Origin of the sequence: Gordonia sp. UCD-TK1 (assembly GCF_001691435.1) — a bacterium.
Taxonomy (GTDB): domain Bacteria; phylum Actinomycetota; class Actinomycetes; order Mycobacteriales; family Mycobacteriaceae; genus Gordonia; species Gordonia hongkongensis.
Genome location: NZ_LZMP01000057.1, coordinates 73,424 through 99,369, shown reverse-complemented (window position 1 = coordinate 99,369; position 25,946 = coordinate 73,424). Strand labels below are relative to the sequence as shown.

Annotated in this window: 27 protein-coding genes; 5 read left to right on the top strand and 22 right to left on the bottom strand. The window is 69.6% G+C overall.

Translation table 11 applies throughout. From position 1 onward, the window contains the following. Positions 1 to 63 precede the first annotated feature (63 nt). The 16 genes from A9310_RS21755 to A9310_RS21680 form a co-directional block, all read right to left on the bottom strand. The gene (locus tag A9310_RS21755; protein WP_065632346.1) at positions 64 to 867 is read right to left on the bottom strand and encodes a TIGR02234 family membrane protein; all 804 of its coding nucleotides are present in this window, start codon (positions 865 to 867) and stop codon (positions 64 to 66) included. Then, positions 864 to 2,438: an anthranilate synthase component I gene (locus tag A9310_RS21750; protein WP_065632345.1), complete on the bottom strand. Its 1,575-nt coding sequence runs from the start codon at positions 2,436 to 2,438 to the stop codon at positions 864 to 866. Before A9310_RS21750 ends, A9310_RS21755 begins: the two co-directional genes overlap by 4 nt. Further along, positions 2,435 to 2,614, bottom strand: a complete 180-nt coding sequence (locus tag A9310_RS21745; RefSeq protein ID WP_004021167.1) for a tautomerase family protein — start codon at positions 2,612 to 2,614, stop codon at positions 2,435 to 2,437. The genes A9310_RS21750 and A9310_RS21745 overlap by 4 nt, the downstream gene beginning before the upstream one ends. A 75-nt stretch (positions 2,615 to 2,689) precedes the next feature. Continuing rightward, the gene (gene hisI / locus A9310_RS21740) at positions 2,690 to 3,091 is read right to left on the bottom strand and encodes a phosphoribosyl-AMP cyclohydrolase (protein ID WP_058251762.1); all 402 of its coding nucleotides are present in this window, start codon (positions 3,089 to 3,091) and stop codon (positions 2,690 to 2,692) included. A 40-nt stretch (positions 3,092 to 3,131) separates the two neighbouring features. After that, on the bottom strand, positions 3,132 to 3,905 hold the full coding sequence (gene hisF, locus A9310_RS21735; RefSeq protein ID WP_065632344.1) for an imidazole glycerol phosphate synthase subunit HisF: 774 nt from the start codon (positions 3,903 to 3,905) through the stop codon (positions 3,132 to 3,134). Continuing rightward, positions 3,902 to 4,768, bottom strand: coding sequence for an inositol monophosphatase family protein (locus A9310_RS21730; protein WP_065632343.1), 867 nt, complete (start codon positions 4,766 to 4,768; stop codon positions 3,902 to 3,904). Before A9310_RS21730 ends, hisF begins: the two co-directional genes overlap by 4 nt. Continuing rightward, entirely contained in the window at positions 4,768 to 5,511 is a 744-nt protein-coding gene (gene priA / locus A9310_RS21725) for a bifunctional 1-(5-phosphoribosyl)-5-((5-phosphoribosylamino)methylideneamino)imidazole-4-carboxamide isomerase/phosphoribosylanthranilate isomerase PriA (RefSeq protein ID WP_058251759.1), read from the bottom strand. The genes A9310_RS21730 and priA overlap by 1 nt, the downstream gene beginning before the upstream one ends. 80 nt (positions 5,512 to 5,591) lie before the next feature. Beyond that, positions 5,592 to 5,927 (bottom strand): hypothetical protein, encoded by a 336-nt coding sequence (locus A9310_RS21720; RefSeq protein WP_065632342.1) that lies wholly within the window; start codon positions 5,925 to 5,927, stop codon positions 5,592 to 5,594. Beyond that, on the bottom strand, positions 5,924 to 6,565 hold the full coding sequence (gene hisH, locus A9310_RS21715) for an imidazole glycerol phosphate synthase subunit HisH (RefSeq protein ID WP_065632341.1): 642 nt from the start codon (positions 6,563 to 6,565) through the stop codon (positions 5,924 to 5,926). The genes A9310_RS21720 and hisH overlap by 4 nt, the downstream gene beginning before the upstream one ends. Then, positions 6,562 to 7,200: an imidazoleglycerol-phosphate dehydratase HisB gene (gene hisB / locus A9310_RS21710; RefSeq protein WP_065632340.1), complete on the bottom strand. Its 639-nt coding sequence runs from the start codon at positions 7,198 to 7,200 to the stop codon at positions 6,562 to 6,564. Before hisB ends, hisH begins: the two co-directional genes overlap by 4 nt. Beyond that, positions 7,197 to 8,342, bottom strand: coding sequence for a histidinol-phosphate transaminase (locus A9310_RS21705; protein ID WP_065632339.1), 1,146 nt, complete (start codon positions 8,340 to 8,342; stop codon positions 7,197 to 7,199). The genes hisB and A9310_RS21705 overlap by 4 nt, the downstream gene beginning before the upstream one ends. Then, positions 8,339 to 9,682, bottom strand: coding sequence for a histidinol dehydrogenase (gene hisD / locus A9310_RS21700; RefSeq protein WP_065632338.1), 1,344 nt, complete (start codon positions 9,680 to 9,682; stop codon positions 8,339 to 8,341). The genes A9310_RS21705 and hisD overlap by 4 nt, the downstream gene beginning before the upstream one ends. Positions 9,683 to 9,883: 201 nt before the next feature. After that, complete coding sequence (gene nadC, locus A9310_RS21695; RefSeq protein WP_065632337.1) at positions 9,884 to 10,813, bottom strand: carboxylating nicotinate-nucleotide diphosphorylase; 930 nt, start codon at positions 10,811 to 10,813, stop codon at positions 9,884 to 9,886. After that, positions 10,810 to 11,883 carry a quinolinate synthase NadA gene (nadA, locus tag A9310_RS21690; protein ID WP_065632336.1) on the bottom strand — a complete coding sequence of 358 codons (1,074 nt, stop codon included), beginning with the start codon at positions 11,881 to 11,883 and terminating at the stop codon, positions 10,810 to 10,812. Before nadA ends, nadC begins: the two co-directional genes overlap by 4 nt. 194 nt (positions 11,884 to 12,077) lie before the next feature. Further along, positions 12,078 to 12,584 carry a DUF1990 family protein gene (locus tag A9310_RS21685; RefSeq protein ID WP_065632335.1) on the bottom strand — a complete coding sequence of 169 codons (507 nt, stop codon included), beginning with the start codon at positions 12,582 to 12,584 and terminating at the stop codon, positions 12,078 to 12,080. Continuing rightward, positions 12,581 to 12,841 carry a helix-turn-helix domain-containing protein gene (locus tag A9310_RS21680; protein ID WP_065632334.1) on the bottom strand — a complete coding sequence of 87 codons (261 nt, stop codon included), beginning with the start codon at positions 12,839 to 12,841 and terminating at the stop codon, positions 12,581 to 12,583. Before A9310_RS21680 ends, A9310_RS21685 begins: the two co-directional genes overlap by 4 nt. A 101-nt stretch (positions 12,842 to 12,942) precedes the next feature. On the opposite strand from A9310_RS21680, the gene map reads away from it, so the two are divergent. Next, the gene (map, locus tag A9310_RS21675; RefSeq protein ID WP_065632333.1) at positions 12,943 to 13,716 is read left to right on the top strand and encodes a type I methionyl aminopeptidase; all 774 of its coding nucleotides are present in this window, start codon (positions 12,943 to 12,945) and stop codon (positions 13,714 to 13,716) included. A gap of 384 nt (positions 13,717 to 14,100) precedes the next feature. Then, a complete protein-coding gene (locus A9310_RS21670) occupies positions 14,101 to 14,829 on the top strand; it encodes an NUDIX domain-containing protein (protein WP_065632332.1) in 729 nt (242 codons plus the stop codon). Here the strand turns inward: A9310_RS21670 and A9310_RS21665 are convergent. The 6 genes from A9310_RS21665 to A9310_RS21640 form a co-directional block, all read right to left on the bottom strand. Beyond that, the gene (locus A9310_RS21665; protein ID WP_065632331.1) at positions 14,792 to 15,388 is read right to left on the bottom strand and encodes a DUF2567 domain-containing protein; all 597 of its coding nucleotides are present in this window, start codon (positions 15,386 to 15,388) and stop codon (positions 14,792 to 14,794) included. The genes A9310_RS21670 and A9310_RS21665 overlap by 38 nt on opposite strands. Then, entirely contained in the window at positions 15,385 to 15,624 is a 240-nt protein-coding gene (locus tag A9310_RS21660) for a hypothetical protein (RefSeq protein WP_055476568.1), read from the bottom strand. The genes A9310_RS21665 and A9310_RS21660 overlap by 4 nt, the downstream gene beginning before the upstream one ends. Positions 15,625 to 15,657: 33 nt before the next feature. Then, positions 15,658 to 16,695, bottom strand: a complete 1,038-nt coding sequence (gene bioB, locus A9310_RS21655) for a biotin synthase BioB (RefSeq protein WP_058251749.1) — start codon at positions 16,693 to 16,695, stop codon at positions 15,658 to 15,660. A gap of 41 nt (positions 16,696 to 16,736) precedes the next feature. Further along, positions 16,737 to 17,420: an ATP-dependent dethiobiotin synthetase BioD gene (bioD, locus tag A9310_RS21650; RefSeq protein WP_254661313.1), complete on the bottom strand. Its 684-nt coding sequence runs from the start codon at positions 17,418 to 17,420 to the stop codon at positions 16,737 to 16,739. Between the two features lie 266 nt (positions 17,421 to 17,686). Further along, positions 17,687 to 18,886: an 8-amino-7-oxononanoate synthase gene (locus tag A9310_RS21645; protein ID WP_065632330.1), complete on the bottom strand. Its 1,200-nt coding sequence runs from the start codon at positions 18,884 to 18,886 to the stop codon at positions 17,687 to 17,689. Next, complete coding sequence (locus A9310_RS21640) at positions 18,883 to 20,211, bottom strand: adenosylmethionine--8-amino-7-oxononanoate transaminase (RefSeq protein ID WP_065632329.1); 1,329 nt, start codon at positions 20,209 to 20,211, stop codon at positions 18,883 to 18,885. The genes A9310_RS21645 and A9310_RS21640 overlap by 4 nt, the downstream gene beginning before the upstream one ends. A gap of 130 nt (positions 20,212 to 20,341) precedes the next feature. Between A9310_RS21640 and A9310_RS21635 the strand changes: the two genes are divergently transcribed. The 3 genes from A9310_RS21635 (at position 20,342) to glgX (ending at position 25,943) form a co-directional block, all read left to right on the top strand. Continuing rightward, the gene (locus tag A9310_RS21635; RefSeq protein WP_065632328.1) at positions 20,342 to 20,899 is read left to right on the top strand and encodes a TetR family transcriptional regulator; all 558 of its coding nucleotides are present in this window, start codon (positions 20,342 to 20,344) and stop codon (positions 20,897 to 20,899) included. Between the two features lie 159 nt (positions 20,900 to 21,058). Continuing rightward, positions 21,059 to 23,236, top strand: a complete 2,178-nt coding sequence (locus tag A9310_RS21630; RefSeq protein WP_065632327.1) for an acyltransferase family protein — start codon at positions 21,059 to 21,061, stop codon at positions 23,234 to 23,236. A gap of 310 nt (positions 23,237 to 23,546) precedes the next feature. Further along, positions 23,547 to 25,943 (top strand): glycogen debranching protein GlgX, encoded by a 2,397-nt coding sequence (glgX, locus tag A9310_RS21625; protein WP_254661312.1) that lies wholly within the window; start codon positions 23,547 to 23,549, stop codon positions 25,941 to 25,943. Positions 25,944 to 25,946: the final 3 nt, after the last annotated feature.

Genomic DNA, 25,946 nt, shown 5'->3' with positions numbered 1-25,946 from the left:
TGCGTCCATCGTCGGAGTTTGCGACCGGGCGTCGCCGTCCCCGACCCGTCATCGGCTTGCGGTTCAGCGACGGTCGGGGTCGTTCGGGTCGGTCGGGTCGATGCCGGTGTCGAGCGCGTCCCACATCATCCGCTCGTTCGCCCCGGGCGGCGTCGGCTCCGCTGCCGGGTCGGGGTCGTCCGCCCGACCGCTCGTTCCGGGCTTCGCCGAATCGGATCGGGCCGCGCCTGGCTCCGCGACCGCGGCCTCGTTCTGCTCCGCGGCCTTGCGACGCTCGTAGTCGGCGAAGATCTCGGTCTCGATCTCCTCGCGGCGAGCGGCCGGAGTGGTGTATTTCGACGATCGGGTGGCCCCCTTCGCGACGCGCAGCAGCATGACCGCTGCACCCACCGCACACACGGTGCCGGCGAGCACGACCACCGCGGCGAGGGGGTTGGTGTCGACGAAGAGCACGATGTAGCGATCGGGGATGCTGCCCGCCTCGGCGGCGTACGCAGAGTCGGTGCCCCCGGTGATCAGCGAGATCGCCGGGAAAGCGGCCAGGAGCCCGCCGACGGCGACCAGGATCGCGACGACTCGGAGGGCCCAGCCACGCACTGACAGCGCCGCGAGTATGCCCGCCAAGTAGACCAGCGCGAGCGGCGTGAGCCAGGGACTCCAGTCCCCGCCGTCGACCTCGAACGCGCGCTGCGGGGACAACCCGTCCTCGGCGGAGACGGTGGCCCAGGTCAGCCGGCTCGCACCCCAGAAGGCCGCTGCGGCCGCCGCCATCAGCAGTGCCGCGACGACCTGTCGGCGCCGGACGGACTTGCGGCGGATGGCCTCTACGTCAGGACCTGCCGCGGCTCCGGATTCGTCAGAGGTCATGAGTTCTCACCCACCCGTCGCATCGTCGAGGCGGCCGCGACCGCGTTGAGCACCGCGGTGGCCTTGTTACGCGCCTCGTTGTACTCGTACTCGGGCTCGCTGTCGGCCACCACACCACCGCCGGCCTGGACGAATGCCTTACCGCGCGCGAGCAGCGCGGTGCGGATGGCGATGGCGGTGTCGGCGTTGCCGGCGAAGTCGAGATAGCCGACGATCCCGCCGTAGAGCCCGCGGCGGGTCATCTCGTGTTCGTCGATGAGTTCCATCGCCCGCACCTTCGGTGCGCCGGTCAGGGTTCCGGCCGGGAAGCACGCCGTCACGGCGTCGAGGGCATGCTTGTCGTCGCGGAGGGTCCCCGACACGGTCGAGACGAGATGCATGACGTGGCTGTAGCGCTCGATGTGCCGATAGTCGCTGACCTTGACCGTGCCGGGTACGCAGACACGTCCGAGGTCGTTGCGCCCGAGGTCCACCAGCATCAGGTGCTCGGCGTTCTCCTTCTCGTCCTCGATCAGGCCCTTGCCGAGCAGTTGGTCTTCCTCCTCGGTCGCGCCGCGCCAGCGGGTGCCCGCGATCGGGTGCGTGGTCGCCACCCCGTCGGCCACGGTGACCAGTGCCTCGGGGCTGCTGCCGACGATGGTGAAGGGCTTGCGCGCGATCGCGTCGGGCGAGCCTTTGTCGCTGTGCTCCTCGGTGCCGGGCATCCGCAGGAGGTACATGTACGGACTCGGATTGGACGCGCGCAGCACGCGATAGACGTCGAGCGGGTCGGCGTCGGAGTCCATCTCGAAGCGCATCGACGGCACGACCTGGAAGGCCTCGCCGGCCTCGATCTCGCCGACGAGATCGGTGACGATCTCGCTGTACTCCGCGAGCGATCGCTGCGCGGCGAACTCGGGCCGCGGGCGGTCGAAGGTCGACACCGTCGACGGCGCGGGTGCGGCGAGGGCTTCGGTCATCCGGTCCAGCCGGTCGAGTGCGTCGGCGTAGGCGTCCTCGACCCGCTCGTCGGAGCCGTCCCAGTTGACCGCGTTGGCGATGAGCGTGATCGTGCCCTCGTGATGGTCGACCGCGGCGAGGTCGGTGGCCAGCACCATCATCATGTCCGGGAGGCCCAGATCGTCGACCGTCGTCTCGGGCAGACGCTCGAGCCGGCGGACCATGTCGTAGGCCATGAAGCCGACGAATCCGCCGGTCAGCGGCGGCATCCCGGGGAGTGGGTCGGTCTGCAGGAGGCGCAATGACTCCGCGAGGACCTCGAGCGCGTCGCCGCCCTCGGGTGCGCCGACGGGCACCGACCCCCACCAGTGCGCCTGTCCGTCGACGACGGTCAGGGCCGACGGTGCGCCCGCGCCGATGAACGACCATCGGGACCAGGACCGCCCGTTCTCGGCGGACTCCAGCAGGAAGGTCCCCGGACGGTCGCCCGCGAGTTTGCGATAGGCCGACAGCGGCGTCTCGGAGTCGGCGAGGACCTTACGCGTCACCGGTACGACGCGGTGATCGCGCGCGAGGTCGAGGAACTCGGCGAGAGTCGTGGTGTCGGCGGCCCCGCCGGTGGTGGCGGTCATCCGAGCGGCTCGCCGCCGACGCCCCACTGATTACGCGGAACCTCCGTGATCGTCACCCAGACCGAGTCGGGGTTCTTGCCGGTTGCCTTGGCATAGGCCTCGGTGACCGCGGCAATCGTCTCGCGCTTGACGCGATCCGACAGTCCCGGCGTCTGCGAGATCTGGATGAGGGGCATGGACGCACCGCCTTTCGAAGGTCTCGAGCTGTGGCGTGTCCCGGAGTTCGCACCCGGGACTCGTGTCTCGGGGGTCTATTCTGCTGGGTCCGTCGAGCCCGACCCGGATTCGGCCCCGGAACCCGGCGCCGCGTCGATCCCGAACGTCAGCGACTCGGTGTCGAAACAGCTGTGGTTGCCGGTGTGGCAGGCCGCGCCCACCTGGTCGACGATCAGCAGCACGGTGTCGCCGTCGCAGTCGATGCGGGCGTCGTGCACATACTGCGTGTGCCCGCTCGTCTCCCCCTTCACCCAGTACTCCTGGCGTGACCGCGAGTAGTAGGTCCCCTTCCGGGTGGCGAGCGTGCGCTCGAGCGCGACGTCGTCCATCCAGGCGACCATCAGCACCGTCCCGGTGCTGCGTTCCTGCGCCACCGCGGTGAACAGGCCGTCGGCGTTGCGTTTGAGGCGTGCGGCGAGATCGGGATCGAGTGCCATCAGCGACCTTCCGGGTCGGTGCGGGAGGGGACGCGGCGTGTCATCGGACGGTGATCCCGGCGTCGCGCATGGCCGTCTTCACCTGGGCCACGGTGAGTTCGCCGAAGTGGAAGACCGAGGCCGCGAGAACCGCGTCGGCGCCCGCCTGCACCGCCGGCGCGAAATCGTCGATGCGGCCGGCGCCACCGCTGGCGATGACCGGCACCGACACCGCGGCGCGTACGGCCGTCAGCATGCGCAGGTCGAAGCCCTGTTTGGTGCCGTCGGCGTCCATCGAGTTGAGCAGGATCTCGCCGACACCGAGGTCCTGGCCGCGGACCGCCCACTCGACCGCGTCGATCCCGGTGCCCGTGCGGCCGCCGTGGGTGGTGACCTCCCAGCCCGACGGCGTGGGTTCCGCACCTTCGGGAACGGTCCGGGCGTCGACGGACAGCACGATGCACTGCGAACCGAAGCGCCGACTCATCTCGGCGAGCACCTCCGGCCGGGCGATGGCCGCGGTGTTGACGCTGACCTTGTCGGCCCCGGCGCGCAGCATGGTGTCGACGTCGTCGACGGTCCGGATGCCCCCGCCGACGGTGAGCGGGATGAACACCTGATCTGCGGTGCGCTTCACCACGTCGATCATCGTCGAGCGCCCGGAGCTCGACGCGGTCACGTCGAGGAAGGTCAGTTCGTCCGCGCCTTCGCGGTCGTAGCGCTCGGCCAGCTCGACCGGGTCGCCGGCGTCGCGCAGGTTGGCGAAGTTGACGCCCTTGACCACGCGGCCGTCGTCGACGTCGAGGCACGGGATGACCCGGGTCGCCAGCGTCATCGTCGGGTCTCCTTCGGGGTGGTGGATTCTGGGGTGATGACGTCTGGGGTCCATTCCGGGATCGTCTCGCCGATGACACGCATCAGACCGGCGTGCACGGTCGGGGTACCGGCGACCAGCGACGGCGACGCCACGGTCCACGGACGGCCGGCGATGTCGGTCGCCACACCGCCGGCGGCCCGGACCAGCGCCGCTCCCGCCGCGTTGTCCCAGGGGTGCCGGCCGAAGGCGATCGCCCCGCCGAACACGCCGGCCGCGGTGAACGCCATGTCCACACCCGTCGACCCGGTCATCCGGATCCGGGCGGCACGCGTGCTGAGTTCGCGCAGGAGGTCGGCCCGGCGCGCGCCCGGGTAGCGGCCACCGCCGCGGGCATCGAACGGGCCGAAGGCGATGGCTGCCTCGGCGAGTTCCATGTCGGGGGCCGGCGGGACGGCTACACCGTTCAGCAGCAGCGGACCGTCGGCGTGTGCGGCGTACCGGCGTCCCACGAGCGGCAGCCAGGTCATCCCGAGCGTGGCCTCGCCGTCGACCACCAGACCGAGGAGGATCCCGGTGAGCGGCATCCCCGCGGAGTAGTTGAAGGTGCCGTCGATCGGGTCGAGCACCCACACCGGACCGTCGACGACGTCGGCGCCGCCGAATTCCTCGCCGTGGACCGGGATCTGGGTCCGGTCGGCGAGCTCGGCCCCGATGTGGCGCTCGAGGTCGAGGTCCACCTGCGTGGCGAAGTCGGTGCCGCCCTTGTTGATCGCACTCGGCGCACCCTGACCGTCGACGAAGCGATCGACGGCGGCGTCGAGGATCGACCCGGCGGTGTCGAGCAGCCGGGGCAGGTCGAGGGTGGAGTCCGCCGCGCTCATCAGACCCCGGCGACCGCGGTCAACGCCTCCGGCAGCGTGAATCGGCCCGCATAGAGCGCCTTGCCGACGATGGCGCCCTCCACACCCTGGCCGGTGAGGCCGGCGATCGCGACCAGATCGTCGATGGCCGAGACGCCGCCCGAGGCCACGAGGGGGGCGTCGGTGGCCGCGGCGACCTCGGCGAGGAGATCGAGGTTCGGACCCTGCAGCGTGCCGTCCTTGGAGACGTCGGTGACCACATAGCGGGCGCATCCGTCGCGATTCAACCGCTCGAGGACCTCCCAGAGATCGCCTCCGTCGGTGACCCAGCCCCGCCCGCGCAACCGGTAGGAACTGCCGTCGCGGATCACGTCCAGACCGACCGCGATGCGGTCCCCGTGCTCGGCGATCGCGCGGGCACACCACTCCGGGTTCTCCAGGGCGGCGGTACCGAGGTTCACGCGCGTGCACCCGGTGGCGAGGGCGGCGGCCAACGAATCGTCGTCGCGGATACCGCCGGACAGTTCGACCTTCACGTCGAGTTCACCGACCACGCCGGCCAGCAGCTCACGATTGTCGCCACGGCCGAACGCTGCGTCGAGGTCGACGAGATGGATCCACTCCGCACCGTCCCGCTGCCACGCCAGCGCCGCGTCGCGCGGCGAACCATACGACGTCTCGGTGCCGGCCGCGCCCTGGACCAGGCGGACCGCCTGCCCGTCGGCGACGTCGACGGCGGGAAGGAGTTCGAGGGTGCTACCCATGGGTGAATCTGTCCTGTCTGTTCTGGATCGAGCGCGGTTCTTGATCGAGCGAGTCGGCGGTGGAGGTGATCGGGGTGGGGTCAGGCGGGGTGGTGACCGTCGCGCGCCGCGATCAGGTCTGTCCGGGCGCGGTCGACCATGCGGTTGGCAACGGTACCGATCGCGGCGATCATCGCCGCCACCGCCACCAGCGCGGCGACCAGTCCGGCGATCGGCGACCAGTGCGCACACAGCGCGATGATCGGGACGGACACGATCAGGACCAGCACTCCCGCACCGAGAGCGTAGAAGGCGAGCTTGGCGATCGAGAAACCGGAGGACGTCGAGGAGGCACTCGCCTGTTCGGACCCGGACGGTCGCCCGACGGGTCCGTCGCCGTACCCGGCGTCGTCCGGGCGCGGCGTGCCGTCGGTCACGAGAGTCCCCGAACCCAGTTCTCCAGCAGGTGCGCACCGGCGTCGCCGGACTTCTCGGGATGGAACTGGGTCGCCGACAGCGGCCCGTTCTCCACCGCGGCGAGGAACGGTCCACCATGTTCGGCCCAGGTCAGCTTGGGCGCGGTCAGCGGCGAACCCGCGTTGTCCATCTCCCAGGTCTGCGCGGCGTAGGAGTGCACGAAGTAGAAGCGGGTGTCGGCGTCGAGCCCGTCGAAGAGCACGGTGCCCTCGGCTGCGTCGACCGTGTTCCAGCCCATGTGCGGCAGGACGGGTGCGGGCAACTGGGTCACGCTGCCCGGCCACTCCCCGCAGCCCTCCGCCTCGACGCCGAACTCGACGCCGCGCTCGAACAGGATCTGCATGCCGACGCAGATGCCCAGCACCGGGCGGCCGCCGGCCAATCGTCGCCCGACGATCCGGTCGCCCTTGACCGCGCGCAGACCCTCCATGCAGGCGGCGAACGCACCGACACCGGGCACGACGAGGCCGGTGGCGTTCAGGGCCGTGTCGAAATCGGAGGTGACCGTCACCTGTGCCCCGGTCCGCTCGAGCGCACGCTGCGCGGACCGCAGATTGCCCGAGCCGTAGTCGAGGATCGTGACGTCGGCGACGCTCACAGCGCGCCCTTCGTCGACGGCACACCGGTCACGCGGGCGTCGTATTCCGTCGCCGCGCGCAACGCGCGGGCCACGGCTTTGAACTCGGCCTCGGTGATGTGATGCTGGTCGCGGCCGTAGAGGACCCGCACGTGCAGCGCGATGCGGGCGTTGAGCGCGATCGACTCGAACACGTGCCGGTTGATGACGGTCGAGTACGGGACACCCGGGTAGCCACCGATCACGGCGGTCAGCATGTGCTCGGGCTCGCCGGTGTGGACGCAGTACGGGCGGCCCGACACGTCGACGACGGCCTGGGCGAGGGTCTCGTCCATCGGGATCCAAGAATCGCCGAAGCGACGGATGCCCTTCTTGTCACCAAGCGCCTGGCCGAGAGCCTGGCCGAGCACGATCGCGGTGTCCTCGATGGTGTGGTGGCCCTCGACCTCGATGTCGCCCTTCGCCTCGACGGTGAGATCGAAGCTGCCGTGCTGACCGAAGGCGGTGAGCATGTGATCGAAGAACGCGATGCCGGTCGAGACGTTCGTCACGCCGGTGCCGTCGAGATTCAATTCGACGGAGATCGACGACTCCCTGGTGCTCCGTTCGACCTTCGCGACACGGGGCGCGGGGTTGGTCGCAGAGGGGGTGCTCACTGAGTGTTCTCCAGATCTGTGGTGGCGAACGTGCGGCTGACGTCGAGGAAGGCGTCGTTCTCATGCGCGAGACCGATGGTCACCCGGAGGTGACCGGCGATGCCGACGTCCCGGATGAGGACGCCCTGGTCGAGGTAACGCTGCCACGACGCCGCAGCATCCCGGAACCGTCCGAACAGCACGAAGTTGGCGTCGGAGTCGATGACGCGGTACCCGAAGGCGGTCAGCGCCGCGACCACGCGCTCGCGTTCGGACCGGATCGCGGCGACGCCGGCGAGGGTGTCGTCGCTGTGGCGCAATGCGGCTCGCGCGGCGGCCTGGGTCAGCACGGACAGGTGGTACGGGAGCCGCACCAGCTGGATCGCGTCGACGACGGCGGGCGCTGCGGCGAGGTAGCCGAGCCGGCCGCCGGCGAAGGCGAAGGCCTTGCTCATCGTGCGGCTGACGACGACCTTGGCCGGGAACTCGTCGATGAGCTCGACGGCGCTCGGTGCCGCCGAGAACTCGGCGTAGGCCTCGTCGACGATCACGATGCCCGGAGCCGCCTCGACGATGCGACGCAGGTCCGCGAGCGGGATCGAACCGCCGGTCGGGTTGTTGGGCGAGGTCACGAAGACGACGTCCGGTTCGCGGTTCGCGACTTCGGCGACCGCGTAGTCGGTGTCGAGTGAGAAGTCGCCCGCCCGCGCCGCGACCAGCCAGGTGGTGTCGGTGCCGTCGGAAATGATCGGATGCATCGAATACGACGGCACGAACCCGAGCGCACTGCGGCCGGGACCGCCGAAGGCCTGCAGCAGTTGCTGCAGAACCTCGTTGGAACCGTTTGCCGCCCACAGGTTCTCGACGCCGAGCTGCACACCGGTGGCCCGGGTCAGGTAGGCGGCGAGGTCGGCACGGAGGGCGACGGCATCGCGATCGGGATAGCGGTGCAACTCAGCGGCGGCCTCGCGCACCGACGCGGCGACATCGTCGATCAGGGCCGGCGACGGCGCGTGCGGGTTCTCGTTGGTGTTGAGGATCACCGGGACCCTGAGTTGCGGTGCGCCATAAGCACTCTTGCCACGGAGGTTCTCACGTAGCGGCAGGTCGTCGACGGTGATCGAGCTGCCCGGGGTTGCCGTCACCGGATCGGCGGCCGTCACCGGCCCGCGCTCCCGACGAAGCGCTGCTTCACCGCATCACCGTGACCGGGCAGGTCCTCGGCGTCGGCGAGGGTCACCACCTTGTCGGCGACCTCGCGCAGCGCGGCCTCGTCGTAGTCGATGACGTGGACGCCCTTGAGGAAGGTCTGCACCGACAACCCGGAGGCGAAGCGCGCCGAACCCGAGGTGGGCAGAACGTGATTGGAGCCCGCACAGTAGTCACCGAGGCTGACCGGCGCATAGGGCCCGACGAAGATCGCGCCCGCGTTGTGCACCCGGTCGGCGACCGCGGCCGCGTCCCGGGTCTGGATCTCGAGGTGTTCGGCCGCATAGGCATCGACGACGGCGAGCCCCGCGTCGAGATCGTCGACGAGGACGACGCCCGACTGCTCCCCCGACAGCGCGGTGGTCACGCGTTCGCGGTGCTTGGTGGCCGCGACCTGCTGCTCGAGAGCTTCGTCGACGGCGTCTGCGAGTTCGGCGCTGTCGGTCACGAGCACCGACGCCGCGAGGACGTCGTGCTCGGCCTGGCTGATGAGGTCGGAGGCGAGGATGCCCGCGTCCGCCGAGTCGTCGGCGAGGATCGCGATCTCGGTGGGTCCGGCCTCGGAGTCGATGCCGACCACGCTGCGGCAGAGACGCTTGGCCGCGGTGACGTAGATGTTGCCCGGGCCGGTGATGAGGTCGACGGGGTCGAGAACGGCATTCGGCTCGTCCGCGGATTCCGTGTCGGCGCCACCGTAGGCGAGCAGTGCCACGCCCTGGGCACCGCCGACCGCCCACACCTCGTCGACTCCGAGGAGCGCACAGGCGGCGAGGATGGTCGGGTGCGGCCACCCGCCGAAGTCCTTCTGCGGAGGCGAGGCGACGACCAGCGAGCCGACGCCGGCCTCCTGGGCGGGGACGACGTTCATGATGACCGACGACGGGTAGACGGCGTTTCCGCCCGGGACGTACAGGCCGACGCGGCGCACCGGAATCCACTTCTCGCTGACGACGCCGCCGTCGACGACCTGGGTGCGGGTGGTCTCCCGGCGCTGATCGGCGTGCACCTTGCGCGCGCGGGCGATCGACTCGCGCAGCGCCTCGGCGACCTGCGGGTCCAGCCCGGCCAGAGCATCGGCGATGACCCGAGCGGGCACCCGCACCGACGCGGGGCGGACACCGTCGAACTTCTCGCCGTAGTCGAGCGCAGAACTGCTGCCGTTCTCCGCCACCGCATGCACGACCGGTGTCACCGTGTCGAGGACGGCATTGACATCGGTACCCCCGCGGGGCAGCGCACGACGCAACTCGGCGAGTGTCGGCGTGCTACCGCGCAGGTCAATTCGGGCGAGCATGATCTCTCCTGGTGGCTGCTGATGTACCCGACAAGGATACGTGTCGGGTGCGAGCGGGTTTCTGGTGCGGGTTGTCACCGAGACCGTCGGGGCAGTTCGATCCGGTATGCGGACGAATCTGCCCCCCGTCCTTCCACCGGCCGTTCGCCAGGACCGAGTTGTCCGACGTCGAGGTCCGAACCGGCGACGCGGGGGCTGAACCTACGGTGCCGGGATGTCCAGACCGAGGTCCAGGACGGTGACGGAGTGCGTCAGGGCGCCCACGGCCAGGTAGTCGACGCCGGTGCGGGCATAGTCGGCCGCGACGTCGAGCGACAGGCCTCCCGAGCTCTCCAGCTTGGTGCCCGGCGACCGGGTGTTGCGGCGCTGGACGGCCATCTGGGTCTCCCACGGCTCGAAGTTGTCCAGCAGGACCAACTGCGGTTCGAGTCCGAGGACCTCGTCGAGCTGGGTCAGCGAGTCGACCTCGACCTCGACCGGTAGGCCCGGCGCCGCCGCCCGGACCGCCTCCAGCGCCGCGGCGACCGAACCCGCGGCGACGACGTGGTTGTCCTTGATGAGGGCGGCGTCGCCGAGCCCCATCCGGTGGTTGACTCCCCCGCCGGCACGAACCGCGTACTTCTGCAGATGCCGCAGACCCGGAAGTGTCTTGCGCGAGTCGCGGATTCGGGCGTCCGTACCCTCCACCGCCGCCACCCAGGCCGCGGTGGTCGTGGCGATCCCCGACAGGTGCGAGATCAGGTTGAGCGCCGTGCGTTCCGCGGTCAGCAGCGCTCGCGTCGGAGCGTGGACGGCGAGTACGACGGTGCCGGGTTCGACGCGGGTTCCGTCGTCGACGCGCGACGTGATCGTGTACTCGCCCGCCCCGATCACCTCGTCGAAGACCGCCTCGACCACCGGCACGCCGGCGATCACACCATGCGCGCGGCTGATGATCGCCGCGTCGACGACCGCGTCGGCGGGGACCGTGGACGTGCTCGTGACGTCGGGGCCGTATCGCAGATCCTCGTCGAGCGCGGTGCGGATCAACGCGCGGACCTCGTCGGTGACCGCGGCGCCGAGTTCACCGCCCGCGGCCTGGCCGACGAAGCCTCCGGCCGGGGCCGTCGTCGAGGGGGTGGAGCTGCTCACTCGCCCGATCCGGGATTGCCGATCGCGATCATGCGCTCGACGCTCTTGCGCGCCTTCTCGGCGACGTCGGCGTCGACGAACACCTCGTCGCGACCCTCCCGCAGGCACCGGAGCATGGCCGCCGGGGTGATCATCTTCATGTAGGGGCACGATGCGCGGTCGTTGACGGCCTGGAAGTCGACACCCGGTGCGGCCTTGCGCAACTGATGCAGCATCCCGACCTCGGTGGCGACGAGCACCTGCTTCGCGCCGGTCTCGCGCGCGGCGTCGAGCATGCCGCCCGTCGACAGGATCTTCACCTTCTCCTCGGGCACGAAACCCTCGCCGGCCAGATACAGCGCCGAGGTCGCGCAACCGCATTCGGGGTGGATGAACAGGTCGGCGTCCGGGTGCGAGTTCGCCTGCGCGGTCAACTCGTCACCGTTGATGCCGGCGTGCACGTGGCATTCGCCCGCCCAGATGTGGATGTTGTCGCGGCCGGTCTCGCGCTTGACGTGCGCGCCGAGGAACTGGTCGGGCAGGAACAGGACGTCACGGTCGGGATCGATCGAGGCGACCACGTCGACGGCGTTCGACGACGTGCAGCAGATGTCGGTGAGGCCCTTCACCTCGGCGGTGGTGTTCACGTAGGACACCACCAGCGCATCGGGGAACTCGGCCTTCCAGGCCCGGAGTTCGTCCGCGGTGATCGAGTCGGCCAGCGAACATCCGGCGCGCTCGTCGGGGATCAGGACCCGCTTCTCGGGGCTCAGGATCTTGGCGGTCTCGGCCATGAAGTGGACGCCGCAGAAGATGATCTCGTCGGAGTCGACCTCGGCGGCGATCCGCGAGAGGGCAAGAGAGTCGCCGACATGGTCGGCGACATCCTGGATGGCCGGGAGCTGGTAGTTGTGCGCGAGCAGCGTCGCGTTGCGCGCCTTGGCGAGGCGGCGGACCTCGTCCGCCCACTCCTGCGTCGGCTCCACGCCGGTGTAGCCGCCCGGCGCGTCGTACCACGTCGCATCGACGAGCGCCGAGTCCTGGACTGCGGGCGCGGTCATCGACGTGAGGCGATCACTGGTGATGCTCATGTGCCACTCCTCTGGCTACCCGGCGACGAGTTCCGTCCCCGGGACGCTGGTTCCCCAGATCACGGGCCGTGTGTCCGAGGCAGGTTTTCGACTCATGGTCGAAAACGCTATGCATCGTAACATTCGCCACACTCACGGCATTCCCATGACCTCGTCGCCGGCGTTCTCGGCCGCGATTCAGGCGGACGACGAGTTCAGCCACACATCAGAGCGTCGAGGTAGCGCTCGGTGAATCGCGACTGCGCAACCCGCCCGATCGGACCGCCCAGACGCGTGAACCACCGCCCCGGACGCGAGAACGCGACAACATGCCCGACCACGGTGTCGTCGTCGAGCCATTCCACCCAGAAGCGCTCTTCGCCGATCTCGGGATGGCCGGGCAGCGTGCCGTACGCGAAGCCGCGCTCGCGCGGGGCGTCGATCACCTCGACGACCCGGCACCGGGCGGTGATCGCGAGGGGGCCGACACCGGCGCGCAGGTCGACGTCGGTGCCGACAGTGGCCGCGGGGGTCGATTCGTCGACACCGAAGCCGGCACGACGATGCATGTCCCAGTTCATGATTCGTCGGCCGGCCGTGGCGAAGCAGGCAGCTCCCGAGCCGATGACCCGTGACCGGCGCAGATGGTGGTAACCGGGCGGGAGCGTCCCGGCCGTCGCGCCGACCTCGGGATAGGTGAGATCCGATCGGTTCGCGGTCACCCGACTCGTGCCACCTCGGCGTCGAGCACGAGCGCCAGATCGTCGAGTGAGGTACCCAGCGCGCGAGCAAGCGCCRCGATCGTGGCGAAAGCGGGCGTCGGCATACGTCCGGTCTCGATCTTGCGCAGGGTCTCCGGCGAGATACCCGCGCCCGACGCCACGTCGCGCAGCGGACGATCGCCGCGCAACTCGCGGAGACGGGCGCCGAGTCGGCGGCCGGCCGCGATCTGTTCCGGGGTCAGGGGGTTACGCACCATGTGGCGATCCTAGCGGGTCCGGTATACAAATACCGAGACGCGGTGGTATTTGTATACCGACCAGCGATCCGAAAGAACGCAATGACCACGAGAGGACGGGAATGGTCGAACTGAAGTCGCCTGCCGAGGTGGCCGCCATGGGAGTGACCGGGGCGTTCATCGCAGATCTCCTCGACGACCTCGCCGGACGCGCCGACGTCGGGGTCAACCTCCTCGAGCTCGAGGAACGCGCGCGGAAGCTCGTCAACGACCGCGGTGCACAGTCCTGCTACTGGGACTACTCGCCGTCCTTCGGCCGCGGACCGTTCCGCAATGTGATCTGCCTGTCGGTGAACGACGCTGTCCTGCACGGACTCCCGCACGATTACGTCCTCGCCGACGGAGACCTGCTCTCGATGGACATCGCCGTCGCCATCGACGGCTGGGTGGCCGACTCCGCGCGCAGCGTCATCGTCGGCACCCCACGGCCCGACGATCAGCGACTCGTCGCGGCCACCGAAGAAGCACTGGGCGCAGCCATCGACGCCGCTCGTCCGGGCGGTCGGCTCGGCGACATCTCGGCCGCGATCGGAGCGGTCGCCGCCGCACACGGGTATCGGGTCAACACCGAGTTCGGCGGACACGGACTGGGCCGCACCATGCACGAGGATCCCCACGTCGCCAACGTGGGCCGGGCCGGGCGCGGCATGAAACTCCGCCCCGGCCTGACCCTCGCACTCGAACCGTGGTTCACGCTCGGTTCCGAGCGCATCAAGTTCGACGCCGACGGGTGGACCATCCGGTCGTTCGACGGCTCCCGCGGCGCGCACAGCGAACACACGATCGCCGTCACCGATGGCGAGGCGCTGGTCCTCACCTCGCACGGGGGCGGGTAGTCGAGGTCACCAGGTGGCTTCGACACGGCGCCTCGCTTCGCTCGGAGCCGGCTCAACCAGCAGGGGGTCGCCGACTCCTCCAGCGGGGGTCACCAGCACAACCAGCCGGGGGTCACCGGCTCAACCAGCAGGGGGTCGCCAGCACAACCAGCCGGGGGTCACCAGCACAACCAGCCGGGGGTCACCAGCACAACCAGCCGGGGGTCACCAGCACAACCAGCCGGGGGTCACCAGCACAACCAGCGGGGGGCACCGGCTCAATTAGCAGGTGGGGCACTGGCTCAATTAGCAGGGAGGCGTCGACTCAACCAGCAGGGGCGCCAGCCGGGGGCTCCAACTCAACCAGCGGGGGTCACCAGCAGGGTGCACCCTACAATCGGGCGCATGCCATCCGCCGGGTCCGAGCCACCCATCGCCGACGGTGCGACCCTCCGGGTGGAAGTCCTGAGCGTCGTCTTCCAGATCCGCGTACCCCAGACCCGGAACACGTCGGACACCGACGACCCGTCGTTGTGCGTCCTGCTGTCTCGGTCCGCCGACGGCGTCTGGACACTTCCCGGCGGCGGGGTCGGCGCCGAGGAGACGTTGTCGGCGAGCGCACGCCGGCTCGTCGCGGACGCGCTCGACGTCCGTGAGATCGCGCATCTGGAACAACTGTCGGTCTTCTCCGACCCGCATCGGGTGCCCACGGTCCGCACCATCGCGTCGACCTACATGGGCCTCGTGCCCTCCGACGCCGAGGCGACACCACCCGACGCCGCGGGCTGGTTCGCCGTCGACGACTTACCGGCCCTGGCCTTCGACCACGCCGGGATCGTCGAGGCCGCCCGGCATCGACTCGCCGCCAAACTCTCCTACACCAACATCGCGTTCGCGCTGGCCCCCGCCCGGTTCCCGATGTCGGCGCTGTCGGAGATCTACTGCGCCGCACTGGGTTATCCCGTGGACACGACCAACCTGCTCCGCATCCTGAGCCGGCGCGCGGTGGTGGTCGCCACCGGGACCGTCGGCAAGACCGGCCGAAACGGGGGTCGCCCGCCGGCGCTCTACGCCTTCGCGGAGAAGGAGTTACGCGTCACGGATGAGTTCGCGACGCTGCGCCCGCCGATGTGAACACGTCCGCCGGCGGCTCGTCGGACTCGAGATCTCCGACGCCCAGATCGGCTGTCCGCGAGGACAACACACAGACGAGGTACACCACGGCGAACGCGAACGGGGCGCAGATGAGCAGCGTCCACGGCTCGCTCGAGCCGGACCGCGTCGCTCCGTCGAGCCACAGCTCCGGCGCGACCCGGTAGACGGCGTCGACCGGCAGTGCGGTCGGATCGTCGTCGAACCGCAGGCCCGCGACCCACATCCCGGCCGACGCCGCAAGCGCCGAACCTGCCACCGTCGCCAGGGCGGGCCACACGAATCCGGCGACCCCGCGCCACGTCCGGGCCGCGAACCACACGGCGACGGCGGCGACCGCGCCGTAGGCGAACATCGTCAGGGCGAAGGCGCCCACGCCGGCGAAGTCGGCGGGGAAGTCCTCGCGACGCAGACCCTCGAACACGACGCCGGTGGTCGGCGGGGTGAGGAGCGCCCAGACCACCCCGGCGACCACGCCGATCAGGGCCACGCCGACGGCGACCGCGGCCAGTCGCGAGACCGTGCGGACCGGCGGTTTCACCGGCGACCCAGCTCCGACGAGTCGACCGTCCCGTGCCGCGAGCAGCGAGCATCCCATCCGTCGGGCCGCACCTGGACCACCATCCGGCGACCGCACTGCCCACAGAAGCGAGGGGGTTCGAGACCCAACCGGGCGGCCGGCGGCACGGCGTCGGGAGCCTGCAGTTCCAGTTCGAGTCCGGTGAACACACCGAACCGGCACGGCTCGGCGAGAGGACCCGGGACGGTGTCGATCATGAGAACACGCTACCCATCGCTGCGACGAACCCGTCAGATCGTGTCGTTCAACGACTTGATCGGCATGGACAGATCACTGAGGAGATCGAGGTCGTCCTCGGCGGGCCGGCCGAGGGTCGTCAGGTAGTTGCCGACGATGACAGCGTTGATGCCGCCGAGGATGCCCTGTTTGGCCCCCAGGTCGCCGAGCGTGATCTCACGCCCGCCGGCGAAGCGCAGGATGGTGCGAGGCAGCGCCAGGCGGAAGGCGGCCACCGACTTGAGGGCCTCCGCGGCGGGGAGCACGTCGAGATCGCCGAACGGGGTGCCGGGCCGCGGGTTCAGGAAGTTCAGCGGCACCTCGTCGGGCTCGAGCGTCGCCAGTTCGGCGGCGAACTCGGCCCGTTGCTCCAGGGACTCACCCATACCGAGGATGCCGCCGCAGCAGACCTCCATGCCCGCCTCCCGGACCATGCGCAGGGTGTCCCAGCGCTCCTCCCACGTGTGGGTCGTCACCACGTTCGGGAAGTGGCTGCGCGCGGTCTCGAGATTGTGGTTGTAACGGTGCACGCCCATGTCGCGGAGCTGGTCGACCTGCTCCTGGGTGAGCATGCCCAGGCTGCACGCGATCTGGATGTCGACCTCGTTGCGGATGGCCTCGATTCCCGCCGCGACCTGACTGAGCAGCCGCTTGTCGGGACCGCGGACCGCCGCGACGATGCAGAACTCGGTCGCACCGGTCTTCGCGGTCTGCTTGGCCGCCTCGACGAGGGAGGGGATGTCGATCCACGCACTTCGTACCGGCGAGGCGAAAAGTCCGGACTGGGAACAGAAATGGCAGTCTTCCGGGCACCCGCCGGTCTTCAGCGAGATGATGCCCTCGACCTCCACCTCGGGCCCGCACCAGCGCATCCGCACATCGTGGGCGAGCTGGAGCAGTTCGGTCAGCCGGTCGTCGGGCAACCGCAGAACCCGGAGAACCTGCTCCTGATCGAGCGGCTCGCCGCGGTCGAGCACCTGGTCACGGGCGATTGCGAGGATGTCGTCCGACGCCGGTGCCGAGGTGGCGGCGTCGACTGTTGCCTGGGTCACTGGTGATACTCCTTGGATGATTGTTCCGCTGCGGGAACGTGTTACGGCGTCCGGACGAGCTGTTCCGGATGGCTGGGAGAAAGGGTCGCGAGCCACTCGTCGTCGAACCACGACGCTGCGTGGCGGCGGAACTCGTCGGGTTCGAGGTGCGCGGCGCCGGCGGGCAGGACCCCGACGACCGGCACCCCGGTCACCCGCGGGAGGTCGGTTCGGTTGCACCGCATCGCGAGGTCGGGATCGACCGGCCACCAACCGATCACGAGTCCGGCGGGACGCAGACCGCGCGCCCGCACCGCGTTCACGGTGAGCTCGGCGTGATTGAGCGCGCCCAGCCCCGGCGCCACCACGACCAGCACACCGTCGACGGTGTCGGGAACGAGGGTCGCCGCGGCGAGGTCGAGGATCGTGGCCGACTCCCCCAGTCGCACCAGCACGCCGCCGGCACCCTCGACGAGGGTCAGGTCGTGCGACGCGGCCAGATCGTCGACGGCGCGGACGATCACCGCCGGATCGGCCTGTGGCATCCCGGCGCGGCGCGCGGCGGTGTCGGGCGCGAGGGGTTCCGGGTAGCGGAAGAGCTCGACCGCGGTGACGTAGCCCGCCAGGCGTTGCACCTCGGCGAGGTCGCCGGGTTCGTCGGGACCGACGCCGGTCTGGACGGGTTTGCAGACTGCGACGCGCCCTTCGTGGCTCGTCGCTATCGCTCCTCGCACCTCAGGGAGCAGAGGATGGGCAGATGCTTGCGCTCCTCGCACCTCAGGGAGCAGAGGATGGGCAGACGCTTGCGCTCCTCGCACCTCAGGGAGCAGAGGGTGGGCAGACGCCAATGCTCCTCGCACCTCAGGGAGCAGGGGGTCGGCCACCTCAGGGAGCAGAGGATCGGCCACCTCAGGGGGCAGGCAGGCAGCGGCGAGTGCCGCGGTCACGACGGTCTTCCCGACGTCGGTCGAGGTCCCGGTGACGGCGAGGACCCTGCCGCGGCGTGCGGCGATCACCGCGCACCGACTTCGCGGAGCGCGGCGTCGACGACGGCGGCCACATGGTCGATGGCAGCGGCATCGAGGTCGGCGCGCACCGTGATCCGCAGCCTCGAAGTCCCGACCGGGACCGAGGGCGGACGGAAACACCCGACGAGGACGCCACGGTCCCGGCACGCGGCAGCAGCTGCCACCGCGCGTTGCGGATCCCCGACGACGATCGAGATGACCGCCGCGGCGGGCTCTTCGACGCCACACGCGAGCGCCAGGCGACGGGCGTTGTCGCGCAGTCGGTCCGGCAACCCGGGTTGCGCCCGCAGGATCGCCAGGGCGGCATGCGCGGCGCCGACCGCGGCCGGGTTCAGGCCGGTGTCGAAGATGAAGGTGCGGGCGCAGTCGATGAGGTGCGAGCGCAGTAGCTCCGACCCGAGGACCACACCGCCCTGCGCGCCGAGCGATTTCGACAGCACGGTCGTGACGACGAGATCGGGAGCACCCGAAAGTCCCTGTTCGGCGACGAGTCCGCGACCACCCGGACCACGCACCCCGAGAGCGTGGGCCTCGTCCACGAGCAGGACGGCCCCGTGCGCGCGTGCCGCGGCATACAGATCCGCGACCGGCGCCGGTTCACCGTCGATGCTGTACACCGAATCGGTGACGACGAGCGCCCGGGCCTCGGTACGTTCGGCGAGGGCCCGCCGGACCGCCTCGTGATCGCCACGGTCGACGACCACCACCCGGGCACGCGACAACCGGCAACCGTCGATCAGCGACGCATGGGTGCCGGTGTCGCTGACGATCAGGTCGCCGCGCGTCGCCAGCGCGGTGATCGCACCGACATTCGCCAGGTAGCCGGACGAGAAGACGAGTGCCGCATCGAATCCGAGGAAGTCGGCGAGATCGTGCTCGAGATCGATGTGTGCCAGGGTGGTGCCGACGACGAGGCGCGACGCCGTCGAGCCACCTCCCCACCGTTCCGCGGCGGCCCGCGCACCGGCGATCACCGCGGGGTGGGTCGACAACCCGAGGTAGTCGTTGGAACCGAGGTTGATCTCGTCGCCGGCCGCCCTGCGGACGTGTGGGCTGCGATGCAGGCCGGCCTCGGCGCGCGCACGGGCGGCGCCGGCCAGCCACGCCAGACCGATCTCTCCCCCGCCGCTGACCCGCGCATCGCCGTCGACCCTCGAATCCGGCTGCACCTGAATCGAAGTCATGACCGCACCACTGCCGGCTCGCGATCGCCGACCGTGGCGTGCACGGCAGCGGACACTCCGCGCACGATCACCCCGATGTCCTCGGGTGTGCAGATGAACGGCGGCATCGTGTAGACGAGATTGCGGAACGGCCGCAGCCATGCCCCGGCCTCGACGGCCGCGGCGGTGGCCGCCACCATGTCGACCGGGCGATCGAGTTCGACGACGCCGATCGCGCCGAGGACCCGCACATCGACGACGCCGTGGCGATCACGCAGCGGTTCGAGTCCGTCGCGGAGCCCCCGCTCGATCGCCGAGACCCGCTCGGCCCACGGCGTTTCCAGCAGCAGTTCGATCGCTGCGACGGCCACCGCGCAGGCCATCGGGTTGGCCATGAAGGTCGGGCCGTGCGCGAGTCCGCCCGCCTCCCCCGCACTGATCACCTGAGCGATCTCGGACGTGCACAGGGTCGCGGCGAGCGTGAGGTAGCCACCGGTGAGCGCCTTGCCGACACACATGATGTCGGGCGCGACGCCGGCGCCCGGCGCCGCCTCGGCCCCCGGGGCGGCGTCGGCCGCGAACAACGTTCCGGTACGGCCGAATCCGGTCGCGATCTCGTCGAAGATCAGCAGGACGTCGTGGCGGTCACAGATCTCCCGGAGCGCACGCAGATATGCCGCGTCGTGGAATCGCATGCCGCCCGCGCCCTGGACCACGGGTTCGACGATGACCGCGGCGAGCTCGTCGCGGTGCGCGCGCACGGTGCGCTCGAACTCGGCGACGTAGTCGGGCCGGAACTCGGCCGGCGGGGCGTCGACGAAGATCTGTTGTGCGAGAACACCCTTCCACATCGCGTGCATACCGCCGTCGGGATCGCAGACGCTCATCGGGGTGAAGGTGTCGCCGTGGTAGCCGCCACGCCAGGTGAGCAGACGGGTGCGGCCGGACCGACCGCGGCTGCGCCAGTACTGCAGCGCCATCTTGACCGCCACCTCGACCGACACCGATCCCGAGTCGCAGAAGAACACCTTCTCCAGGCCGGCCGGGGTGATCTCGACGAGGAGCTGCGCCAGCCGGGCAGCCGGTTCGTGGGTCAGACCGCCGAACATGACGTGCGACATCCGACCGAGCTGAGCCGCCGCGGCGGCGTCGAGTCGAGGGTGTCCATAACCGTGGATCGCCGCCCACCAGGAGCTCATCCCGTCGACCACCGATCGGCCGTCCGCGAGTTCGAGGCGAACACCCGAGGCCGAGGCCACGACCAACGGCCGGGTGGCCGCCGGCAGCGCACCGTAGGGGTGCCAGATGTGGTCGGCGTCGATGCGACTGATCGCGTCGTGATCCATGAGGCACCTCCCGGCCTGTCGTTAGGCAGTCCTGAACACCGTCCAGGGTCCTGAACACCGTACAGGGCGTCCTGAACGCTGTACAGGCCCGGGGTTCGATGCCCACTGCCGGGTCATTACGCTGACGCGGGTGAGCAACAGTCGCACCGACGTTCTGCGCGCCGCCCGCGACATCCTGGGCGAGCACAGCCTGGCCGACCTGTCGATGCGACGCCTCGCCACCGAACTCGGCGTCCGTCCCAACGCGCTGTACTGGCACTTTCCCAACAAGCAGACCTTGCTGGCCGCACTCGCCGACGACATCCTGGGTGCGGTCGCCATCCCCGACACCTCGCTGGCCTGGGACGAGCGCCTCGATCTGCTCGCGACCGACATGCGCAGTGCGCTCCTCGGAGTGCCCGACAGTGCCGAGGTCGTGTCGTCGAGCTGGGCGAGTGGCCTGTCGTCGAAGGCCATCACCGCCGACATCATCGCCGCCGGCACGGCCGGTGGTCTGTCCGTCCGCGACGCCGAGGCGGTCAGCACCGMACTGTGTCAGCTGGTCATCGGGCTCACCATCGAGGAACAGACGCGCGCGCAGATGGAGCGTCTGGGTGTCACCGGGCCGTCGGGTCGCGACTTCGCGGGCGAGTTCCGCGACGGGCTGGCCATCATCCTCGACGGAGCCCGGACGCGCCGCTCGCGGTGAACCCCGCGCGGCCCCGCAGACCGGTGCGCGAGTGTCGCGGTCGTCCGAATCGGTGTTTCACAGCTTCGACGAGTACATTGCTAGCCGGTCATCCCGGCCCCGAGACCGATCTGTCCCCCACCGGAAAGAACACGCCCTGTGGCATCGACGACGCGAGTAGTGGCGCCGGAGTCGTCCCCCTCGACGCCGACAACGCCCGCATACCGCACCGACCTCGACGGCCTGCGCGGTATCGCCATCGCCCTCGTCGCCTGCTTCCACGTGTGGTTCGGCAAGGTCTCCGGCGGCGTCGACGTCTTCCTCACCCTCTCGGGATACTTCTTCGTCGGGTCGCTGCTGCGGCACGCGATCACGAGCCAGGCTCCGCACGTCTCGTTCCGCGACACCCTCAACCCGTGGCCACGTCTCAAACGGCTCCTCAGACGGCTGCTGCCGGCGCTGCTCACCGTCCTGATCGCGGTCACGGTGCTGACCCTGCTGATCCTCCCGCAGACCCGGTGGGCCAATGTCGGCCGCGAGGTCATCGCGAGCGCGCTGTACTACCAGAACTGGTATCTCGCGCAGAACTCCCAGGACTACCTCGCCGCGAGTTCGGCGAACAGCCCCCTGCAGCACATCTGGTCGATGTCGGTGCAGGGCCAGTTCTTCGTCCTGACCCTGCTCGTCGCCCTCGCGTTCGCGGCGTTGCTCAAGGTCGGTGCCCGCGTCGCCCGGCCGTTCGCCGACCCGCGGGTCATCAGGTTCCTCGTCGGCGGCGCGGTGTTGGTCGTCGCACTCGCGTCCTTCTACTGGGCGCACCGCGGCCTGGCGATCAACCAGCCGTACAACTACTACGACACGATCTCCCGTCTGTGGGAACCGCTGGCCGGCGGCCTGCTCGCGATCTGGTTGCCGTCCCTGCGAATCCCGAACTGGCTGCGCAACATCGCGACCGTCTTCGCTCTTGCGCTGATCGTCAGCTGCGGGTTCTGGATCGACGGTGTCAACGCCTACCCCGGTCCGATGGCGCTGGTGCCGGTCGGCGCGACGCTGCTGATCATCTGGGCGGGCGCGACGGCGTTGCAGAAGCCACCTCGGGGGTCCCATGCCGCGGCCACCGAGATGCCCGTCACGAACCGCTGGCTCGCGAGCAGGTGGCCGGTCTGGCTCGGGACCATCGCGTATTCGCTGTACCTGTGGCACTGGCCGCTGCTGATCTTCTATCTGACCTGGCGCGACAAGAACCATGCCAACTTCGTCGAGGGCGTGCTCATCCTCGCGGCGTCGGTCGGGCTCGCGTGGCTCACCAAGCGCTACATCGAGGACCCGCTGCGCGGCGGCGATCGTTCGGCGCTGAGCCGCGGCCGCCGCGACGGACGGTCGCGGTGGCTGTCGTACACGTCGGTCGTCACCTCGATCCTCGTGGTGGCGACGCTCGTCACCGGCGTCGGCATCACCGTGTGGGAGCGGCACGTCGCGAACATCGTCGTCGACACCAAGAACCTCGACCCGAGGTCGTACCCGGGGGCCCGAGCACTGCTCGACGGCTGGCCGGTGCCCGCCCTCGACCCACAACCGTCGGCGCTGGAGGTCATCAAGGACTTCCCCGAGACCTCCACCGACGGGTACATGAGCGACTTCACCGACAACGAGATCCACGTCGGCACCTACGGCGATCCGACCGCGACGCGCACCATCGCGCTCGCCGGCGGATCGCATGCCGAGATGTGGATCTCGGCGCTGGACACCCTCGGCAAGCGCAACGGTTTCAAGGTGAAGACCTACCTCAAGATGGGGTGCCCGCTGTCGACGAACCGGGTACCCAAACAGCGCGGCGTGCCCTACCCGGAGTGCTACGACTGGGGACAGCGCGTCATCGATCGCGTCATCGCGGACAAGCCGGACGCGGTGCTGACGAATTCGACGCGACCGCGGGACTACGAACCCGGCGACTGGGTGCCACCGGACTACGTGCCGATCTTCGACCGTTTCCTCGACGCCGGGGTGCCGGTGTTGGGCATGCGGGACACCCCGTGGCCGAAGAACGCGAAGGGCACCATCGACACCCCGATCTGCCTCGCCGACGGCGGCGACGCCGAGAGCTGCGGGTCGCGCCGCAGTGCTGTCCTCTCACCCGAGGACCCGGCGGCGGAGCTGGCCGCCACGCGACCCGACTTCCACCCCCTCGACATGTCCGAGGGGATCTGCGACGCCGAGCGGTGCCCGGCGATCGTCGGCAACATCACCGTCTACAAAGACCCGCACCACCTGAGTGCGACCTATGTCCGCAGCCTCACCGACGAGCTGGGGCGCCAGATGGAGGCGCAACTGCCGTGGGCTGGTCCCGCGGTGCCGTGACGGTCGGCGGAAGTCGCGGTCTTCCTCCGGAAGCGGCGGGTGGGGCAGCCCACATCTGACCCCACCGGCCGCGTCCTGAGATGACCGTCCGCGGCAACGCGACTAGGGTCGACCCATGACGTCGTCGAAGGCGGGTAAGACCGGACCGCCGGCCCCCGGTGAACAGCCGGGTGATCCCGACTCCACTCCCGATTCAGATTCCACTGCCGATCCCGGCTCCCCCTCGGAGCCCCGCGCACCGGAGTCCGACACCACCTCGACGACGGCAGCGCCTCCGAGCAGCGGCAAGACCATCGCCGACCCCGTACCGATGCCGTCCGACCCGATCCAGGCCGAGGCGCTGGTCCAACCGGAACCGGCCCCGATCCCGGTGTGGCCGGGTACTCCGTACCCCCTCGGCGCCACCTATGACGGTGTGGGAACGAATTTCTCGCTGTTCTCCGAGGTAGCCGAAGCCGTCGAGCTGTGCCTGATCGACCGCGAGGGCCACGAGCGTCGGATCCGGCTCGAAGAGGTCGACGGTTACTGCTGGCACTGCTACCTGCCCAACGTCGGCCCTGGCCAGTTCTACGGCTTCCGCGTCTACGGGCCGTACGACCCGTCGCAGGGATTGCGTTGCGACCCGAGCAAACTCCTGCTCGATCCGTACGGCAAGGCCTTCCACGGCGAATTCGACGGCGACGCATCGCTGTTCTCCTACCCGCTCCCGACGCCGCCCGAGGACACCGACGAATCGGCGGTCGACGACGACGCATCCGAAACCCCCGAGACCGGGGCCGCCGACACCGGGACCGGTGGTGGCGGGACCGACGAGGGCGCGGTCGACGATGCCGACGAGCCGACCGCCGAGGCAGGCGATGCGGCCGATCCCGCCGATGAGGCAGGCGAGTCCGACGGCGATGCCGCGCCCGCGGAGCACGAGGACATCCCCGATCCCGAGCCGGTCAATCCGATGCCGCAGTTGGACTCACTCGGGCACACCATGGTCTCGGTGGTGATCAACCCCTACTTCGACTGGCAGAACGACCGGTCGCCCAATCGTCCGTACCACCAGACGGTCATCTATGAGGCGCACGTCAAGGGCATGACCGCGACCCATCCCGACATCCCCGAGTACCTGCGCGGCACGTACGCGGGGCTGTGCCATCCGGTGATCATCGACCACCTCAAGGAGTTGGGCATCACCGCCATCGAACTGATGCCCGTGCACCAGTTCATGCAGGACTTCGTCCTGCGCGATCAGGGTCTCCGAAACTACTGGGGCTACAACACCTTCGGATTCCTGGCACCGCACATCGAGTACTCGTCGAACCCCGACCAGCCGGCCAGCGCGGTGACCGAGTTCAAGGCGATGGTGCGTGAGTTCCACAACGCCGGCATCGAGGTCATCCTCGACGTCGTCTACAACCACACCGCCGAGGGCAACCACCTCGGACCCACCGTGTCCTTCCGCGGCATCGACAACGCCGCCTACTACCGGCTCGTCGACGGCGATCCCGAGATGTACATGGACTACACCGGAACCGGCAACAGCCTCAACGGTCGTCATCCGCACACACTGCAGCTCATCATGGATTCGCTGCGGTACTGGATCCTCGAGATGCACGTGGACGGCTTCCGTTTCGACCTCGCGTCCACGCTGGCCCGCGAACTGCACGACGTCGATCGGCTGTCCGCGTTCTTCGATCTGGTGCAGCAGGACCCGGTGGTCAGTCAGGTGAAACTGATCGCCGAGCCCTGGGACATCGGCGAGGGTGGTTACCAAGTGGGCAACTTCCCGCCGCTCTGGACCGAATGGAACGGCAAGTACCGCGACACCGTCCGCGACTACTGGCGCGGCGAGCCGTCCACCCTGGGCGAGTTCGCCTCCCGGCTCACCGGATCGTCGGATCTGTACGAGGCGACCGGCCGACGGCCGCTCGCGAGCATCAACTTCGTCATCGCCCACGACGGTTTCACGCTGCGGGACCTGGTGTCCTACAACGAGAAGCACAACATGGCCAACGGTGAGGACAACCGGGACGGCGAGAGCCACAACCGGTCGTGGAACTGCGGAGTCGAGGGACCCACCGACGATCCCGAGATCAACGCCCTCCGCGCGCGGCAGCAGCGGAACATCCTGGCGACGCTGTTCCTGTCGCAGGGCACGCCGATGCTGGCGCACGGCGACGAGATCGGGCGTACCCAACAGGGCAACAACAACGTCTACTGCCAGGACTCCGAGTTGTCCTGGATGGACTGGACTCTCGCCGAGGAGAACGCCGACCTGCTGGAGTTCACCCGCAAGGCCATCGCGCTGCGCACCCGGCATCCGGTCTTCCGGCGCCGAAAGTTCTTCGGCGGGAAGCCGATCAGGTGGGGCGACCAAGCACTCGACATCGCCTGGCTCACGCCGGCCGGCCAGGAGATGACCTCCGAGGACTGGGACAGTGGGTTCGGCAAGAGCCTCGCCGTGTTCCTCAACGGAAACGGACTTGGCGAAAAGGACGAACGCGGCGAACTGGTCGTCGACGACTCCTTCTTCATCTGCTTCAACGCCCACTACGAGGACCTGGACTTCACGCTCCCGCCGACGTGGTACGGCAACGAGTGGGTCGGCGAACTGGACACGACGCATCCCGTGGGGGACAGCGAGCTGACGGCCGCCGCCGGTGAGTCGGTGACCGTCGGCGCCCGCTCCGTCCTGGTCCTGCGAAAGACCTCGTGACTC